Origin of the sequence: Zhongshania aquimaris (genome assembly GCF_019312595.1) — a bacterium.
GTDB lineage: Bacteria > Pseudomonadota > Gammaproteobacteria > Pseudomonadales > Spongiibacteraceae > Spongiibacter > Spongiibacter aquimaris.
In genome coordinates this window covers 94,815-107,648 of record NZ_JAHWDQ010000004.1, presented here as the reverse complement: position 1 = coordinate 107,648, position 12,834 = coordinate 94,815, and the positions used below count along the sequence as shown (strand labels likewise).

The 12,834-nt window shown below is 51.8% G+C and carries 13 protein-coding genes and 1 riboswitch; of the genes, 2 read left to right on the top strand and 11 right to left on the bottom strand.

The genetic code is table 11. The features are described 5' to 3' along the window. Positions 1-51: 51 nt before the first annotated feature. Positions 52-1,212 (bottom strand): helix-turn-helix transcriptional regulator, encoded by a 1,161-nt coding sequence (locus tag KXJ70_RS14930; protein WP_219044330.1) that lies wholly within the window; start codon positions 1,210-1,212, stop codon positions 52-54. A 205-nt stretch (positions 1,213-1,417) separates the two neighbouring features. Here KXJ70_RS14930 and KXJ70_RS14925 point away from each other — a divergent pair, with 205 nt between their 5' ends. Both KXJ70_RS14925 and KXJ70_RS14920 read left to right on the top strand, forming a co-directional pair. Next, positions 1,418-2,245, top strand: a complete 828-nt coding sequence (locus KXJ70_RS14925; RefSeq protein ID WP_219044329.1) for an SDR family NAD(P)-dependent oxidoreductase — start codon at positions 1,418-1,420, stop codon at positions 2,243-2,245. Positions 2,246-2,297: 52 nt separating this feature from the next. Beyond that, positions 2,298-3,230 carry an alpha/beta hydrolase gene (locus tag KXJ70_RS14920; RefSeq protein WP_219044328.1) on the top strand — a complete coding sequence of 311 codons (933 nt, stop codon included), beginning with the start codon at positions 2,298-2,300 and terminating at the stop codon, positions 3,228-3,230. 5 nt (positions 3,231-3,235) lie between these two features. Here KXJ70_RS14920 and KXJ70_RS14915 read toward each other — a convergent pair whose 3' ends face one another. The 10 genes from KXJ70_RS14915 to KXJ70_RS14870 all read right to left on the bottom strand — a co-directional run bounded on the left by KXJ70_RS14915 (position 3,236) and on the right by KXJ70_RS14870 (position 12,806). Next, positions 3,236-3,571 (bottom strand): type II toxin-antitoxin system HicB family antitoxin, encoded by a 336-nt coding sequence (locus tag KXJ70_RS14915; protein ID WP_219044327.1) that lies wholly within the window; start codon positions 3,569-3,571, stop codon positions 3,236-3,238. After that, on the bottom strand, positions 3,568-3,822 hold the full coding sequence (locus KXJ70_RS19600) for a type II toxin-antitoxin system HicA family toxin (protein ID WP_219044326.1): 255 nt from the start codon (positions 3,820-3,822) through the stop codon (positions 3,568-3,570). Before KXJ70_RS19600 ends, KXJ70_RS14915 begins: the two co-directional genes overlap by 4 nt. A 123-nt stretch (positions 3,823-3,945) precedes the next feature. Then, a complete protein-coding gene (locus KXJ70_RS14905; protein ID WP_219044325.1) occupies positions 3,946-5,385 on the bottom strand; it encodes a cobyric acid synthase in 1,440 nt (479 codons plus the stop codon). Positions 5,386-5,671: 286 nt separating this feature from the next. Continuing rightward, positions 5,672-6,328, bottom strand: coding sequence for a 5,6-dimethylbenzimidazole synthase (bluB, locus tag KXJ70_RS14900; RefSeq protein WP_369409798.1), 657 nt, complete (start codon positions 6,326-6,328; stop codon positions 5,672-5,674). A gap of 4 nt (positions 6,329-6,332) precedes the next feature. Then, positions 6,333-7,103, bottom strand: a complete 771-nt coding sequence (locus tag KXJ70_RS14895) for an ABC transporter ATP-binding protein (RefSeq protein WP_219044324.1) — start codon at positions 7,101-7,103, stop codon at positions 6,333-6,335. Positions 7,104-7,105: 2 nt separating this feature from the next. Next, entirely contained in the window at positions 7,106-8,110 is a 1,005-nt protein-coding gene (locus tag KXJ70_RS14890; protein ID WP_219044323.1) for a FecCD family ABC transporter permease, read from the bottom strand. Continuing rightward, on the bottom strand, positions 8,097-8,987 hold the full coding sequence (locus KXJ70_RS14885; protein WP_219044322.1) for a cobalamin-binding protein: 891 nt from the start codon (positions 8,985-8,987) through the stop codon (positions 8,097-8,099). The genes KXJ70_RS14890 and KXJ70_RS14885 overlap by 14 nt, the downstream gene beginning before the upstream one ends. Continuing rightward, positions 8,987-9,592, bottom strand: coding sequence for a cob(I)yrinic acid a,c-diamide adenosyltransferase (gene cobO / locus KXJ70_RS14880; RefSeq protein ID WP_219044321.1), 606 nt, complete (start codon positions 9,590-9,592; stop codon positions 8,987-8,989). The genes KXJ70_RS14885 and cobO overlap by 1 nt, the downstream gene beginning before the upstream one ends. 72 nt (positions 9,593-9,664) lie before the next feature. Beyond that, positions 9,665-11,536 (bottom strand): TonB-dependent receptor domain-containing protein, encoded by a 1,872-nt coding sequence (locus KXJ70_RS14875; RefSeq protein ID WP_219044320.1) that lies wholly within the window; start codon positions 11,534-11,536, stop codon positions 9,665-9,667. Between the two features lie 91 nt (positions 11,537-11,627). Further along, positions 11,628-11,805, bottom strand: a riboswitch (cobalamin riboswitch). Positions 11,806-11,849: 44 nt separating this feature from the next. Continuing rightward, complete coding sequence (locus KXJ70_RS14870) at positions 11,850-12,806, bottom strand: ketopantoate reductase family protein (protein WP_219044319.1); 957 nt, start codon at positions 12,804-12,806, stop codon at positions 11,850-11,852. Positions 12,807-12,834: the final 28 nt, after the last annotated feature.

Genomic DNA, 12,834 nt, shown 5'->3' with positions numbered 1-12,834 from the left:
TGGGTGGCGAGAAATCGTCCAGATCAACTATTTAGCATGACAATGTTCGATTTATTTATTCGCCGTAAATGCCGCAACACTTTTTAATAAAAGACTCACTAGCATGGTTTGCTGGGTGACACCGGTTTTGGCAAATATGGCGCGCAGATGAGCGCGCGCGGTATTGCGACTGATATGCAGGGTATTGCTCGCGTCTTCTAAACTTTGACCATCTGCCAATGCCATCGCTAGCCTCGACTCTGCAGGTGTTAAGCCGTAAAGCTGTCCGAGCATTTCAGCCGAGGTTTGCGATTTGTATTCAGGGTCGCTAATAAAAATGGCGACAGCAGCCACGGTTTGTCCGTCCACCTGACTCACTTGAGGCATGGAGCGCACCACAATATTTAAGGGCAGCCGCCCAGCGGCGCGGCTAATGGCCATTGCTTGCACAATATGCGGCTTATTTTGTTTGTGCGCGTCGATGGCGTTATTTAGCAATTGCCGAAAATGGCTTGCCTCGCTGCCGTGAGTAACAAGTACTTGTCGGTCTTTGCTGCAAATCCCGTCTTTTTCAGTAAGGATACGATCCGCGACCGCGTTGCAGTGGAGCACATGGCGGTTGTCATCAAGGATGACGGTGCCAAGGGAAAGCTGTGACACAGTGCGGTCTAGCAGCGAGCGCTCTGATTCCATCTGCTGGAGTCTGGCGTAGAGCGGAATTGCCTGGTGTAAATGCGGAATCAGTAGCGCTATTTTGTCTTTATCCTGCGCAGTAAAGCGGGGTGAATTGACACCGCGGGTTATTCGCAGGCTCACTCGGAGGCCCTCGGCCAGCTGAATGTCGACGCCAAGAATGTGCAGCAAATCAAAGGGCTTCATACAGCGCAAATAGAACTCGCTGCGCAAAAGCTGCTCGGTAGGCACAAATTCTTCAAGCGTGGTGACTTGCCCCGTAGGCAGGTTTGAAAAAGGATCTGTAGCATATAGCCCATCACTGTAGACATTATTTGGGCTGCCAGATAAGTGTGGTGGTAGGCCGTCATTCAGTAATAAACCCAGGTCGCCGGGGTTGGGGTTCCGTAGGATGAGAAAGCAGATATTGGCATTCATTTCTTCGCGCAATTTGCATAGAAAGGTCTGCCAAAGTGGACTCTCGTCTAATCCTTTGTAAATACTCTCTAAAAGACTACTGAAGGTGTTTAAGTCGTACGCAGCGCTATCGTTTGTGGCCATGTCGATGGGCTCGCTTATTATGTTCACCATTGTTTACGGGGATATTGTTTATTGGTATTGCTTGCTGGGATTGTAGTGTAAAAACGTAGCATAGCCCTAAAGTGGAGGTTTGTAATAGTCCATCTCGACGATGAATGTTTTGCTTGAGAACGGCACATTGCTACTTTGCACAATAATGTTTAATAGACAGGTAGGACGGAGATCTATGCTTATAGATGGACAACAGGTCGCGGTGATTACCGGCGCGGCGAGTGGAATTGGATTGGGTTTAGTCAATATTTGCGCGGCCAGAAATATACGTATTGTCGCTGCCGATATTAGTCAGGCGAGGCTTGAGTCATTGAGTCAAGATTTGCAGGAGCGCAAGATTGATCATCAAATTATGGTGTGCGACGTCTCTGATTCCAGTCAAATTAAGGCCCTAGCGGACCTCGCCTACTCTCATTATGGCCAAGTTAATTTACTCTTCAATAACGCCGGTATCATGATCAATGGCTTGAGTTGGGAGTGCGGCATCGCGGAGTGGCAGAAGACAATAAATATCAATCTCATGGGTGCTGTTTATGGCATCCACGAATTTGTACCCCGAATGCTGATGCAGGCGTCGCCCGCCCATATTGTGAATACCTCATCCTTGGCTGGCTTGCTAAGTTCGCCGATGATGGCGCCCTATAGTGCGAGTAAGCACGCTTTGGTGTCGCTGTCAGAGAGTTTGCTATATGACCTGCAAAGCCAGGGTTCGGAAATCGGCGTGTCGGTGCTTTGCCCCGCGCAGGTTGACAGCAACATTATGGATTCGATCGATATTGGTGGGGCGCAGCACGGCACTGCTAAACAATTAAATGATTTTTTGCGCAGCGGTATTCGAGCGGGAATGTCGGCAGATGAGGTAGCAGAACAGGTGTTTGACGCGATCGAGCGCGGGGCATTTTGGATATTCACACATCCAGATTTTAAGCCAGCATACCTTGCCAAGGCAGATGCCTTGGCGAATGAGCAAAACCCCATTTTTGAGCAAGTGATCTGCGATTAAATATCGTGCTTAATTTAGAAATAGATGTAAATAGAATAATAGAGGAGTGCAAATGTTAGCCCCGGAAGTAAAAGCATTATTGGAATATATGCGCACTCAGCCTAGCGTGGCGCTAGCTGATCTCACTCCCGAGATGATGCGCGCACAGACCCTGCCATTGTCAGAAAATAGTGAGGCAGTGTTGAAGGTAGTGAATACCCTGATTCCTCTACCTGCGAAAGACAATGAAGCGGGTAGTAAAGATCCCATCGCTGTTCGCCTATATTATCCAGCCAGTTCGGCCGATGTTATCGGCGCGCTGCCAGCGCTATTATTTTTTCACGGCGGCGGTTTTGTCGGCTGCGATCTGGATACCCACGACGGCATGTGCAGAACGCTCTGCAACGCCAGCGGCGCGGTGGTGGTGTCGGTCGACTACCGCTTGGCACCAGAAGCGCGTTTCCCTGCTGCACCGGAAGATGCTTACCGCGCGCTGTTATGGCTGTCACAAGAGGCCGAGACATTGGGTGTTGATGCCTCGGCGATATCGGTATGCGGCGATAGCGCGGGCGGCAATTTAGCGGCGCTATTGTGTTTGCTTAGCCGCGACCGCCAAGGCCCTGCGATACAAAAACAAATTCTGCTGTATCCGGTAACATCGCCTCATTGTGATACTGACTCACACCATAAATTTGCTGAAGGCTATTTTTTAACTCGAGAACAAATGCAGTGGTTCTGGCAGCATTACCTTGGCGGCACCGCAAATGTCCTAAGTCCCTATGTTGATTTGTTGGCGGCTGATCTTGAGAACTTGCCGCCGGCGGTTATTGTGACTGCTGAGTACGATCCCCTCTGCGATGAAGGCAAGTTGTACGCGGATAGATTGGCTGCGGCAGGTAATCATGTCGATTATCAAAGCGTGGCTGGACAGATACACGGCTTCTGCAGTTTTGCAGATTTTATTCCCAAGGGAAGAGAGGTGCTTGTGGGGTTGTTTGGGGCTTAGCCATTCTACAGGCTAGCCTCTCTATTGAGCGCCTCTGATGCCCATTGATTTATGCTTTGCCCGCTCAATTCAGCCGCGGTAGCAATTGCCGCGTGAATTTCAGGGCGAAGCCGAAGCATTAATTTTCCTGAATAGGGCTTTTGAGGCTCCTTACCCACTCTATTACAGGTCTCCAAATAGTCATTAACGGCTTCTTCAAATGCAGCTTTGAGCTCAGAAACACTTTCGCCATGAAAGCCGACAACGTCTTTTATGCCGGCAATATGACCAATAAAACATTCATCTTCTGAACTAAATTCAATACGAGCAGCATAACCTTCATAGACCAAGGATTTGCTCATGGCTCTACTCCTAGTTGTTTAAGAAAAGTTCGTGCGTCTTTGACTTGATATGGTTTTGCTTCCTTTTTGGGGTGTGGTCTGTGAAAGGAGGCAATGTGCCCGTCTTTATGAAACCTGACACGTGAACCGCTTCCCTCAATGACATCTACAGAAAGAGAGATAAAAAGGGATTCGATATCCTTCCATGCCAAAGTGGATGATACCGGATCACTAAATATCGCAGTCAAAGTACGCTTTTGCTTTGAGTTCATGGGATGCATGATATCATTAAATGATATCGCGTCAATATTTGAAGGCGGGTATTCTCATTCGGCTTTATATCTTGAGTGACAGCTTTGCTGCGTAGTGTGTTTTGTTCTAAATGAGACGGATACTTAATATGCTAGCAGCGCATCGATATCCAAATGCGCTTCTAGGCAATCCGCAAGGCGCTCAATATTGCTTTCAATAATGCCGGCGTAATCGAGGTCTTCGATCTCTTTTGCACCAGCCCAGCTCAGTAACTCATTGCGGGTTTCGCTTTCATCAAAGAGGCCGTGCAAATAACTGCCGATGATGTGACCGTCGGCGCTGCGGCAGCCGTCTTGATGGCTAATTAAATCTGCGAAGGCATTGTTTAGGGCCGGACCGGAGCTGATACCGGCGTGAATTTCGTAGCCACTGATTTTTGCGCCACTGCCGATCAGTTGACCGCTTACTCTGCGCAGGGTTTTCTCGCTGCCGAGGGTGGTTTCCATGTCGAGAAAGCCTAGTCCCTCACTGGAACCGGCATCGCCTTCTATACCGTCGGGGTCGTGGAGGGCTTTACCTAACATTTGAAATCCGCCGCAAATGCCGAGTACTTTGCCGCCATAACGCAGGTGTTTATTGATATCGACGTCCCAGTTATTGCTGCGCAAATAGTCGAGGTCGCGGCGGGTGCTTTTACTGCCTGGAAGTATGATTAGATCGCAGGGCGGAATGGCTTCGCCTTTGCCGACAAAGCATAGGTCGACTTGAGGGTGTAGCCGCAGCACGTCGAAGTCGGTGTGGTTGCTGATGCGGGTGAGTACTGGCACAACCACTTTAATGGCATTGTTAGACACTTGCTGGCGCTTGTCGATGGCGTCTTCAGCTTCTAAGTGCAGGTCGTGAATATAAGGGACCACGCCAATGACTTTTTTGCCAGTGCGTTCTTCTAGCCAGTCGAGCCCCGATTGGAGAAGGGCAATATCGCCGCGAAAGCGATTTATGATAAAGCCTTTTACCCGTGCCTGTTCTGTTTCGGAAAGTAAATCCAGCGTGCCGACAAGGTGAGCGAATACCCCACCGCGATCAATGTCGGCAACGATAACAACGGGGCAGCCCACCGCTTCGGCAAAGCCCATATTGGCAATGTCGTTGGCGCGTAAGTTAATTTCGGCAGGGCTACCTGCGCCCTCAACGACAATCACGTCGTACTGTTTACTCAGGCGTTGGTGTGACTCTAATACCGCGCTCATGGCGCGCTTTTTATAGTCGTGATAGTCCTGCGCTTCCATATTGCTCAGCGCTTTGCCGTGGATGATGACTTGGGCGCCGGTGTCGCTATTGGGTTTCAGTAAGACCGGATTCATATCGGTGTGGGGGAGTAGGCCGCAAGCTTGGGCTTGCACGGCTTGGGCGCGACCAATTTCGCCACCTTCTGGCGTGACCGCACTGTTTAAAGCCATGTTTTGTGGCTTGAAAGGTGCCACACTCAAACCACGCCGTTTAAATACCCGGCACAGTCCCGCGACGGTGACACTTTTGCCGGCGTCTGAGGTAGTGCCTTGAATCATTAATGTTAAGGTCATGGTTGTATCACTTTGTTTAATTCGTCGGATGTCTGGTGTCGGAAGTCGGACGAGCGAACTAGCGTTCTTCGCCTAGCGTCTCCCGTGTTCTGAGAATGCTTTACGCTAGATGGGAGACGGTAAACGCTAAGAAGGTAGGTCGGAGGTCGGGTGTCTGACGTAAGTGGATAGGCCGCGATATATTGCCACTCCTCAACCTAGCTTCGAACAGTATTTTAAGCGTTTACCGTCTCCCGTCCAGCGTTCTGCAGCCACCACTTCCGACATCAGACCTCCGGCGCCCAACCTAATCCCGCCAGCCGTCTTGCATAATCAGTTCATCAATATTTTTGCGCGCCGCCCATTGTTCTGTTTCTAACATGGGGCGCGGATAAAATTCATCCACTGGGCCGAGGCATAGCACGGCAATGGCGCGACTGCCTTCGGGCATATTGAGCAAACTTTGTAATGAATCTGGATCGAATAGCGATACCCAGCCCATACCAAGACCTTCAGCGCGGGCAGCCAGCCACAGATTTTGAATGGCGCAAGACGCGGAGGCTAAGTCCATTTCGGGTAAGGTGCGGCGGCCAAAGATATGTTTTTCGCGGCCATCCATTAAGCAGACCACTAGCAGTTCGGCGCAGTCTCGCACGCCCTCGACTTTTAAGCGCATGAACTCGTCTTCACGTTCATCAAGGGCCTGCGCGGTTTTAATTCTTTCGTCTTGAACTAGTTGATAAATACTTTCGCGCAATTCAGCTTTGCTAATTCGAATAAATCGCCAGGGCTGCATAAAGCCAACACTGGGGGCGAGGTGAGCGGCCGCGAGTAATTTCTTTAAGGTAGCTGAGTCTACCTGCCCGCCGCTGAAGTGGCGCATGTCGCGGCGTTCGGCCATGACGCGATACACGGTGTCGCGATCCTGGTCGTTATAGCGCAATGTGTTTTCTGGCTCCGTCACTGTGCTATGTCCTACTGCTAATGGGCATGAAATACGTTTGGCCTTCACTGCTGATCATGCTGAGTTTTTGGTCGTAGAGGCGCTCTAGTGCGGGAACTGTCAGCATGGCATTGGCGTCGCCCCAACAGGCTTCGCCGTTGGGATAAAGCAGCAGTATTTTGTCGCACCAATGCGCGGCGAGATTCAAATCGTGCAGGCAGAGAATAACACCGCATCCCGTATCTGCTTGCTCGGCAAGTAGCCCCATAATCTGCACTTGGTGTTTTAAATCAAGGTGGTTGCTGGGTTCATCGGCTAACCACAGTTTGGGACTTTGGCTAAGTGCTGTGGCGATGGCGAGACGCTGGCGTTCGCCGCCGGACAAGGTGCTGACGAGGCGTGATTCTAAATTGCTCAGTTCTAATTTCTGCAAGGCTTGGCGCGCGATGGCAAGGTCGTCTGCGGTTTCAATATCCCACGGCGCAATAAAGGGGTGGCGCCCAATCATGGCGGTTTCTAATACGGTGGCCGGAAAGCCTTCGCCGTTATTTTGAAACACCACCGCTAATTGCTGGGCGACCTGCTTGCGGCGCAAATCTTGAATATTGTGATTGTTCAAATTAACGCTGCCCGCCCGCGGCTTTTTCAGCCCCGCTAGGGTGTGCAGCAAGGTGGTTTTGCCAGCGCCGTTGGGGCCGAGTATGCCCCAAATTTCACCGGCTTTAACGTCAAATGAAAGCGGTGTTCCACTCTTGCGTTCCGGAATATCAATGACAAGATCAGTCGCGGCCAACATGTTCAGCGACTCCGGTGCAGTAAATACAAGAAACTGGGTACGCCAATCAGCGCGGTAATGACACCAGCGGGTAACTGCTCTGGTGCAATCAGGGTCCGCGCCAAGGTGTCTGCCAGTGTGAGCAGGGCGCCGCCAGCCAACGCTGCTGCGGGCAATATTAAGCGTTGGTCATTTCCTAACACCAGTCGCAACATATGGGGAACGATCAAGCCGACAAAGCCAATGCTACCTGCCGTCGTCACGGCAAACGCGGTAAGCAAACTGGCGGAAATATAAATCGTCCATTCCAGCGGCCGAACCGAGACGCCCAAGGCGGATGCCTGCATTTGGCCCCGAGCTAACACATTTAAGCTTCGGCCCAAGGGCAACATAACGACAGAAATAATCGCTAATACGGTTAATGCCATCCACGGGGAGCGCGCATAGGCGAGGTCGCCCATCAACCAGTAAAGCATGCCCGGCAGTTGATCGCTGGGGCTGACCGCCAACATAAAGGTAATAGCTGCGCCCCAACCAGAGGCGATAACCACGCCGGTGAGTAATAAGCGGGTGGGTGTCCAGCTGCCGGTGCCGTGGGCGAGACCAAAGACGGTAACGGCCGAGATCATGGCGCCGATAAAGGCCGAGCCTGACACGGCGGCAGCGCTTAACCCACTGAGCATGGCGACTAAGGCGCCGACGGCGGCACCACCAGACAGGCCGAGCACGTAGGGGTCGGCTAGTGGATTGCGCAATAAAACCTGCATTAAGGCGCCGGCAACGGCGAGCAAGCCGCCAGCGGCAAAGGCAGATAGTGCGCGAGGCAGACGCAGTTCGAAAACGAGAGTGCGATGCAGCGGTTCTCCTCCGCCATGTAAAACTTGCCACAGCTCTTGATTAGAAATGTGTACGCTGCCGGTGGTGATGGCCAGCGTTAAAGCACCGAGTGTGAAAACAAACAGGACCAATAGCGGCGTAAAAAAACGCGGCAGTGATGCAGTGTTATTGTTACTTTTAGCGCCGGCCACGTGCGGTGTCCAAGTGTTCGCAGAGCAGAGTGGTGCCTTGCAATAGACGCGGCGTAGGTCGTTGCAGCGTGGAGGGGGGAATAAAAAATAAATTATCTTTTCTCACCGCAGTTAAGCCGCTAAAGCGCCGCCAGTCTTTCAGCCAGTCGTGATTTTCTTCCCCCATGCCGCCGGCGATAATTGCCTCTGGGTTGGCGGCAAGCACCGCTTCATTGTCGATGCGTGCGGTCAAATTTGGCAGATCGCCAAACACATTTACGCCGCCGCAAATGCGGGTCGCCTCGCTGATGATGTGTTCATTGTTGACGGTCATCAGGGGGTTTATCCAAATTTGCTGGAACACACTTACTTCTGATGCCTTGGCGTAGCGCTCGCGCAATTTTTTGATGCCGTAGCGAAAATCGGCGGCAGCAGTATTTGCTGTTTTTGTGGTGCCAGCTAATATTCCAAAGCGTTCAAGCGAGTTGGCAACGTCTTCAAAGGAGCGCAGTTCACTGTAGTAAATTGGCATTCCCAAGGTCTGTAGTTGTGATAGTTGCTCGCGGGGATTACCGCTGAGCCAGCCAATTAATAAATCGGGTTTAAGGGCGAGAATGGCTTCTTGGTCAAAGCGGTTGTAGCTGCCGACACGGGGTAATTTCTTTGCCGCGTCGGGGTAGTCGCTAAAGCTAACCGCAGCGACTAATTTGTCGCCAGCGCCAGCGGCGTAAACTAATTCGGTAGCACCGGGCGAAAGCGCGATTATTCGCTGCGCTGTTTTGGGCAGGCAAAGTTGGGCGCCGCTGTCGTCTGTGACACAGATTTCCGCATGAGCCTGCGCCGAGAGCAGCACGATGCCAAGCAGCAGTGTGCAGACTAGTGTTAAGGAGCGACCCATTACCACTCCACGCCTTTGCGGGCCTTAATGCCGCCGCGGAAGGCGTGCTTTTTGTCGTCGATCATCGACACTGTGTCGGCCAATTCTTTGAGGGGTACTGGGGCGCCGCGACCGGTGATGATCACACTTTGCTCGCGGGGGCGATTGCGCAGTGCCTCGTATACTTCGTCGGCATCGATATAGCCGTATTTTAAAATATAGGTAAGTTCATCTAGCAGAACGAGATGGATGGATTCATCTTGTAATAAAACTTTGGTTTGCTGCCAGGCTTGCTGGGCTGCTTCGCGGTCCTGTTCTTTGTTTTGGGTTTCCCAAGTAAAGCCAGAACCCATAACGATAAAAGGGACTTCGGGGCAGCGCTGCTGAATAAAGTTGCGCTCGCCGCAGTCCCACGTACCTTTGATAAATTGCACAATTGCGGTTTTATAGCCGTGACCGATGGCGCGAATAATCGTGCCAAAACCGGAGCTGGATTTACCTTTGCCTGGGCCGCTTAATACGATTAACACGCCGCGTTCTTCAGTGGCCTTGGCGACTTTTTCGTCGATCATGGCTTTTTTAATCTGCATTCGCTTTTGGTGCTTTTCTTCGTCATTAAGCGTCATGATGGCTCCTGATTGCTGAGTCAAATCTGCGCCGTGTTACAGCGCAGATTGTGTGAGCGGTGAATGATACCTTTATTTTGGTGTGTAAGTGATGCTTAACATCGCTTCACGGCCGATTGAAAGGTAGTCGCCAAAGCTAAAACTGCGTGCGCTGACGTATTCTTTGTCGAAGATGTTTTTCAGTGCCAGTTGCAGTTTTACTTCTTCGTTTACACGGTAAGACACCGAGCTGTCGACTAAGCCGTAGCCACCGAGCTCGTCGGTGTTGGCGGTGTCTTCAAAGCGGCTGCTCACCAGTCGTAAACTGCCATTGATACTCCAATTCTGCCACTCACGGCCAACGTCAAGGTTGGCTTGCTTGTCGGCGCGGCGGCGCAGATCCAAACCGGAATTTGCATCGATGGCGTCGAGTAAGCTGATATTGGCTTTGACGCTCCAGTCCAAGATTTCGCTCGCAACACTGAATTCCCAGCCTTTTATTTCAGCACCTTCGATTTGGTCCGGGCCAAAGGTGGCAGGGTTGTATTGAATCAGGTTGTCGACTTTGTTTTCAAAGCGAGCGACACCCCAGTCACCCCACTGATGATTGCCGCGTAATTCCAGCTCGATATTCTTTGATGTCTCTGGGTTTAAGGTATCGACACCGTAGAAGGGGTAATACAAGTCGTTAAACGTTGGCGCATTGTAACCTTCGCCGTAAGAGCCAATAAGTTTGATCTCGTCGACTAAGTCGTATCCCACTGACACATTTTTGGTTTCGTTCTTGCCGAACTGGTCATTGTCGTCTTTGCGGAAACCGATCAGCGCGTCAAGGGCGCCAAAATCACCTTGCCACTGTGCGTAAACGCCTTTATTGCCGCGGTCCACTTCGCCGTAGCTAAGGTTGCTTTCGACGTGATCCAGCGAGCGCTCGGCACCGACGGTAAGGACATGATGTTCGCCAATCATGACATCGTTCTGCAGGCTGTAAATGCGGCGTGTGGTGTCAAACGTGTCGCCACTGACGCCAATGGCAGCGGGGTCAACGTAGCGATAGTTGATAGTCGATTGATCTTTGGATTCGCCGGCTGACAAGGTCAGGAGCCAGCTATCTAGCGGGCGGAATTTGCCGCGAATATTGGCGATGCTGACTTCAGCTTCGGTGTACGGCGAGCACGCATAGGTCACGCCGCCAGCCCGACAGTTATTGTCATAGTCGCTTTCGGTTTTACTGTTTTGATAGAGCGCAAATAATTCTGCGGCATCGTTGATTTTATGACTGAAGGTGGCGTTGATAGCGGTTTGCTCAAAGGCGTCTTTGTCGCCACTGACGCCGGCTTTGCTGGCAGTATTGTCAACACCGTCGGTTTCTTCACGCAGGACGCTGATATTTGCTTGGGTTTGCTCATTGCCGCCGCTCACGGCGACGAGTGCCTTGCGGCTGCCTTGGGTGCCCACCCCGAGTTGAATCATTGGTTTGAGCCCGTCGGTGTCGTGGTATTTGCGGGTAATGATATTGATTACGCCACCAATGGCTTCTGAACCGTATAGGCTGGAGCGAGAGCCGCGCACAATCTCTACGCGCTCTATCAATTCCGGCGGAATATTGGTGAGGGCGGGTGCACCGTTGGTGGCCGAGCCGATGCGTACACCGTCGATCATTAAGAGAGTATGGTTGCTTTGATTACCGCGCAAAAACAGGCTGGTGCTAGCGCCGCGCCCGCCGTTGCGAACAAAGCTGACGCCAACAGCGCGGGACAGCAACTCTTGCAGGTCGTTGGGCTGAATGCGTTCGATATCAGCGCGCTCAAAGACCGTGACCGGCGCCAGAATATCCGCCACCGATTGCTCGGTGCGCGTTGCCGTGACGATGGTAGTTTCTATATGGGATTCATCAGCCGCAAAAAGCGGTGATGTGGCAAGGGTAAAAATACTGCTAACAGCAGCAAGGGTGGTTTTGTTCATTGTGTAAACCTCAAAGCTATAAAAGGAAGCAATGAGGGAGGGGTAGGGGCTATATACAAGTATACGACCGCTGATGGAGCCCTCCGCTTCATCGGGTGAATCAGTAAAGGCCGGTTCCGGGCTCGCACTTCAGAAAACTGAAAATGCTTACCGTTGCGGGGGCAGCGTCGGCATTGCGGAGACTCGTGAGAGTTCGCGCACCTGACTTCCCGTTTAACTCATTGACCCTGTAGAAGGGGCGCAGAGCACCTGTTACTTGGCGCGCACTCTAAGACTGCGCTGAGGGTTTGTCAAATTAGCGTGGCTGATGTTTTCAGCACCGAGTGACTTTAGGGAGGCGTTTAATGTCGTCTAGTAGTTGTTTATTCATGGGCGCTGGCGTGTTGTGCTGCTCAGCGAGCTGGCAGACGTAGCCGGTGATGGCGTCAATTTCGGTATCGCGGCCAGCTTCCACATCCTGCAGCATCGACGAGCGATTGGCGGCGGTGGTGGTGGCAACCTCGGTGACGAGTTCATACAGGTTTGCCACCCACTCGCTGCGACCCAGGACTGAACTGAGCGCCAGTATTTCATTGACGATTTGCTGAATCTGAGCGCGACGCTCCGAGCTATTTAACAGTTCACCATTGCGGCAACGGTGAATGACGGTTAGCGGGTTGATGACACAGTTGATGGCAAGCTTGCGCCATAGCACCGCGTCAATATTGTCGCTGACACTAAGCTGTAAAGGCGGAAAAGAAAGGGATTCGGCGAGTTCTAAAAGCACCGTGCGCTGGTCATTTTCGGTACTGCCAATAAAAGTATGGCCGCGACCGGCATGCACATATTCAAAGCGATTTTGCTGATAGCAAGCTTCGGTGGTTGAGCCTTGCAGTACGGTGGCACGTGGAAACTCTCGTCGAATTTGCTCGACAATCCCCAGGCCGTTTTGAAGTAAAACCATGACGGCTTGCGTTGCGATATGGGATTTTATGCAGCGCAGTGCGTCCAGCGTTTGCTGAGCCTTGGTAGTGATTAATAGATGTTGAATTGGCGTCGATATACTTTCGGGGCAATCCGCTGGTATAGGGCAAAGCCACGTTTGATTTGCGCTGATTAGGCGAATGCCGCCGTGTTGGCGGTAGTGACCAAGCGTATTTTGATCGCGAAGAATAAGGCGAATATCCGCACCCGCCTGGTAGCCATATGCTGCCCACAGACTGCCGATCGCTCCCGCCCCTAAAATATAAAGAGTGCGTTCTGATGCTGGCGATAGACTGGCTTTTACCATAAGACGGCCTTTATGACGCAGTGAGACG

Excerpts from the sequence above, each read along its gene's own strand:
- KXJ70_RS14925 (WP_219044329.1), top strand. The coding sequence starts at position 1,418 with ATGCTTATAGATGGACAACAGGTCGCGGTGATTACCGGCGCGGCGAGT.
- KXJ70_RS14920 (WP_219044328.1), top strand. The coding sequence starts at position 2,298 with ATGTTAGCCCCGGAAGTAAAAGCATTATTGGAATATATGCGCACTCAG.
- KXJ70_RS19600 (WP_219044326.1), bottom strand. The coding sequence starts at position 3,822 with ATGAACTCAAAGCAAAAGCGTACTTTGACTGCGATATTTAGTGATCCG.
- cobO (WP_219044321.1), bottom strand. The coding sequence starts at position 9,592 with ATGACGCTTAATGACGAAGAAAAGCACCAAAAGCGAATGCAGATTAAA.
- KXJ70_RS14905 (WP_219044325.1), bottom strand. The coding sequence starts at position 5,385 with ATGACCTTAACATTAATGATTCAAGGCACTACCTCAGACGCCGGCAAA.
- KXJ70_RS14870 (WP_219044319.1), bottom strand. The coding sequence starts at position 12,806 with ATGGTAAAAGCCAGTCTATCGCCAGCATCAGAACGCACTCTTTATATT.
- KXJ70_RS14930 (WP_219044330.1), bottom strand. The coding sequence starts at position 1,212 with ATGGCCACAAACGATAGCGCTGCGTACGACTTAAACACCTTCAGTAGT.
- KXJ70_RS14895 (WP_219044324.1), bottom strand. The coding sequence starts at position 7,103 with ATGTTGGCCGCGACTGATCTTGTCATTGATATTCCGGAACGCAAGAGT.
- KXJ70_RS14875 (WP_219044320.1), bottom strand. The coding sequence starts at position 11,536 with ATGAACAAAACCACCCTTGCTGCTGTTAGCAGTATTTTTACCCTTGCC.
- KXJ70_RS14915 (WP_219044327.1), bottom strand. The coding sequence starts at position 3,571 with ATGAGCAAATCCTTGGTCTATGAAGGTTATGCTGCTCGTATTGAATTT.
- KXJ70_RS14885 (WP_219044322.1), bottom strand. The coding sequence starts at position 8,987 with ATGGGTCGCTCCTTAACACTAGTCTGCACACTGCTGCTTGGCATCGTG.